The sequence below is a fragment of the Komagataeibacter europaeus LMG 18890 genome, from assembly GCF_000285295.1.
Lineage (GTDB): Bacteria > Pseudomonadota > Alphaproteobacteria > Acetobacterales > Acetobacteraceae > Komagataeibacter > Komagataeibacter europaeus.
This window is the reverse complement of sequence record NZ_CADP01000177.1, coordinates 1-3,713: the sequence shown is the minus strand read 5'-3', so window position 1 is coordinate 3,713 and position 3,713 is coordinate 1. Positions and strand designations below refer to the sequence as shown.

Annotated in this window: 4 protein-coding genes and 2 pseudogenes; all 6 read right to left on the bottom strand. The window is 63.7% G+C overall.

Annotated elements, in window-relative coordinates; genetic code table 11:
* Positions 1-817, bottom strand: a pseudogene (locus tag GEU01_RS19970) (hypothetical protein); the annotation flags it as partial.
* Positions 817-1,434, bottom strand: coding sequence for a hypothetical protein (locus GEU01_RS19965; RefSeq protein ID WP_232272643.1), 618 nt, complete (start codon positions 1,432-1,434; stop codon positions 817-819). The gene GEU01_RS19965 and the pseudogene GEU01_RS19970, both read right to left, overlap by 1 nt.
* Before the next feature lies 1 nt (position 1,435).
* Positions 1,436-2,560: a baseplate J/gp47 family protein gene (locus GEU01_RS19960; RefSeq protein WP_019087457.1), complete on the bottom strand. Its 1,125-nt coding sequence runs from the start codon at positions 2,558-2,560 to the stop codon at positions 1,436-1,438.
* A gap of 46 nt (positions 2,561-2,606) precedes the next feature.
* Positions 2,607-2,807 carry a hypothetical protein gene (locus tag GEU01_RS19955; RefSeq protein WP_026018902.1) on the bottom strand — a complete coding sequence of 67 codons (201 nt, stop codon included), beginning with the start codon at positions 2,805-2,807 and terminating at the stop codon, positions 2,607-2,609.
* A gap of 59 nt (positions 2,808-2,866) precedes the next feature.
* Entirely contained in the window at positions 2,867-3,292 is a 426-nt protein-coding gene (locus tag GEU01_RS19950) for a phage antirepressor KilAC domain-containing protein (RefSeq protein WP_019087455.1), read from the bottom strand.
* Between the two features lie 67 nt (positions 3,293-3,359).
* Positions 3,360-3,713: pseudogene (locus tag GEU01_RS19945) on the bottom strand (IS5-like element IS1032 family transposase); the annotation flags it as partial.

The following is a 3,713-nucleotide window of genomic DNA, read 5'->3' as shown; positions in this document are numbered from 1 at the left end:
TCTGGAACCACAGCCCCATGCCCGGCAGGTCGCCGGTCGTACCCGTGATGGTGGCCAGATACGTGCCGGACAGCAGGGTGCCCTTGTCCACGCCATCAATCGCTATGCGCAGCAGGCCGGAATAGGTTGCGTCCTGACCCAGGTTGATCTTGTCGGTGGTCTGGCTGGGGCCGCCGCCCTGCTGCACGGGGGTGAAGCCCAGTGCATCCTGCTTGGCCGCCTGCAGCTGCGGGATGGTGTCGTAAAACGGCGCGCCACCCGCCTGTGCGATCATGTCCGCCGTGATGGACGTGGCCCCGGCGGGAACGGTTATGGTCCACAGCGGATATGCGCCATCCGGCACGGACGCGCCAATGCCGATCTGCGCCATGTCCTGCCGCACGGTGGGCGCGGTCTTTCCGCTGTTATCGGCACCGGCATAGGTCACGGACGGGTCGGCGGCGTTGTAGAACGGCAGTACGGTATCATCCGTATCGACCGTGGCGGGCGTGACATAAACGGTATAGGTCGCCCCTGCCCCCGGCACCGCCAGCGTGACGGGATCGCGGCTGGCGTACTGGCGCACCAGCGCGCTGGAAACGGCGGCAAGCGTGCCATAGGCGGATGCATCCACCACGCCGGGGGCCAGAAGGGATCCGGGCGCGACGGTCACGGCCAGCCCGGTTCCGGGCGCGCAGGCAAAGCCGCTGGCGGCCACGGTGGACCAGCCGTAAGCCATGGCCGCAAGCTGGCCCAGACCCACATACGCATTGCGCTGGGCGTTCAGCTGGTCGCTGTCCAGCGGGATCTGCGCGGGGTAGACGATCTGTCTGTCCATTATTCAGGGTTCTCCACGTCCTGAACCCACGCGATGGTGCCTGCGGGCATCACATCGGCCATGCGGTCCAGTGTCTGTGTTGCGGGCGGGTCGGTGTCACCCGTGGGAAGCTGGGCAAAAAGCTGGAAGGGGGCTGCGCGCGAGCCATAGCGCAGGGCGGCGACGCCATACCCGTATCCGCCGCCAATGGCCGGGCTGGCCATGCTGGCAATCCCCTTGCAGTCGGCTGCGTTGCGCGGTTCGATCACGCGGCCTGCGCTGCCCACTTCATCGGCAATGGTGTTGACCACGTCGGGCCGCGTGCCCAGCGAGGGGAACAGGGCTTCCTCGATGCGGGTGCGGAAGGCATCATCACTTTCGCCGGGGTTGCGGGTCAGCATGGTGCCAAAGAAGTCGGTTGCGAACATGTCCAGGAACGCGCCGGTCATGGTGGCTAGGCGGGTCTGGTCTGCCGTTCCCGACAGCATATCCCATATCCATGCGAACATGCTGCCAAAGCCCTGCAGCAGCGCGTTCAGCACCGGGGCCTGTTCCGCCTCCCCCGCTGCAGGAGCCGCCGGGAACCACCCGGTCGGCAGCAGCTTGCGGATGCGCAGGGCAAAACCGTTCTGCGTCACGTCAGCCAAAGGACACCGTCCCCGCACGATAGGCCGTGCCGGTTGTCGCGGGTAGGTCCACCACCCCACCGGCCAGTGTCACGCCGGTCACGTTGGTGACGGATGTGCTGGCAGCATAGGCAATCTGGATCAGGCGCGAATAGCTGGCCGAAGCCCCGATGGCGAGGCCATTGAAGTAGGCCGCGATATTGGTGCTGATCGTGGCCTGAACGGCGGCAAGGTCGCCCGTGCCATCCACGCTGACGGTCATGGCCACGGCGGGCCGCACCACATCGGGGCGCACAACCATGATGGACACGGCGGCCGGACGCACATCATCCACGGCCGTATAGACCTGATCGATCAGCGTATCGGACACGTCACCCGACCCGTCATCGACATACACCACTACGTTTCCGGGCAGGAAAGCTCCGGACGTGTCCACGTTCTCCACCACCTGGTAGATCAGGTCGGCGGAAACATCGGTTACGGCGTTTTCGATGGCGGCAATCGTGGCCTTGGAGCGGCTGTTGATGTAGGCGACAAACCGGGTGCGGAGCGCCGCGTCCGTCTCGCCATCGCTGCCGTTGGTCAGGGCTGCGGCATTCGTTACAGTGTCGATACCCGCAACCGCCGTGCCCAGCAGGCAGATGGCACCCGCCGCCACGTTGCCGGTAGTGCCGGTGGTCTCGCACTGGACGGGCACCGTGATGGATGCCGTGCCAGCTGGACGCACATACGCGCCATCGGCTGCGGACCAAGCCGCATTCGTGCTGTCCTCCACCACATCATAGATCAGGTTCGAGGCCGTCTTGACCGTGCTGCCCACCGCAATGGTGGCGGACTGGCTGGCGGGTGTGAACGAGGTGAACGTGACCGTGCCGGTGGCTGCTGTGCCCGCCAGGCGCGTGAGGCCAAAATCCTGCACGAAACTGTCCACGTCCGACCCGATGGACGTGGCAAGGCGGGTGCGCGAGAGGATCTGCAAAGCAATGAACTGGAACCACAACCCCAACCCCGCCACCGCTTCAAGCATGGCGCGGCCGGGGGAGCCGACGTTCAGGTCCAGCAGCGACGGGCACGCGCCCTGCGCTGCGGCCACCATGTTGCCCAGCGTCGTCTTGAAAGACTGGAAGGTTATGGCCAAGCGGGCCTCCCATAAAAAAAGGCGGCTCCGAAGAACCGCCTTGTGGTTATGCAATCTGTTTTTGTCGTTCTGGTTGCAGTTGCGTCCCCCGCCGCCTCTGCAACCAATTCTGCCGGGCCGACTCGACATGGGGGCGGATGCCCTGGCGTTTCTTGATCCGCAGCAGGAACATAACAGCCTTCATTCGGGCAAGCAGATTGTCCGGTTCAGCACGCTCGACGCGTTCCCAGTGATCGCATTCAGCCATCCAGATCAGCAGTTCTTCGTCAGATGGCAGGTGGCCGCTGACCGGGAGACCGGCGTGGATTACGCCGGTTCTGTCTCCCGCTTCTTGGCGAAAGGGCGCATGGCAGCTCCCTGCACCCCAAAAAGCTCCGCCAGACGCGCCAGTCCCTTCCGGGTGATACGGAAATCATCGGAAATCTTTTCCTGCCCGGTATGCTTGTCTTCATACACACGCGGCACGAGGCAAACATATCCATGTTCGAGGCCATACGAGGCCGGGCGGATGTCGCGTCCCTGACGGCAGGCCCATTTGCGTTCAAACAGCATGTCGCGCACCCGGTTCTGTCCTACCTTCAATTCGCGGCCAGCATCGCGGATGCCAAGTTCACCTTCCTTCTCGGCCAGAAGTTCCAGCCCGGCGGCCTTTGGGGCGAGCGTGGCAATCTCCTGGTCCTTCGCCTCAAGCGCCTTCTGCTGCTCAAGCGCCAGCGTCAGGGCTTCGACCATGTTTGTGGGGGCCTTAACTGCGGAAACCTCACCGCGTTCGTAAGCATCAAACCTCTCAGAGCCTGAATCAGAAAGCGGTTTGATTGATTTTTCGCAGAACTCTGCGGATATGGGCAATCATCAACCACGCGTGGGATGACGAGATTGTTGCCTCGACATCCTTCGTGAGGCGACGGCAACGTCCGAGCCATGCAAAGCTACGCTCCACGATCCAGCGTTTGGGCAGGACGACGAAGCCTTCGGCCCGATCGCTACGCTTGACGATCTCGATCGTCCATCGGCCGAGTTCAGCCAGCGCACCACGCAACTTCTCGCCAGCATATCCCCCGTCACCGATCAGATGGCGAAGCCAGGGAAACAATGAGCGTATCCTGACCGCTACCAGCGGCGCACCATCACGATCCTGAATGTCGGCGGGATG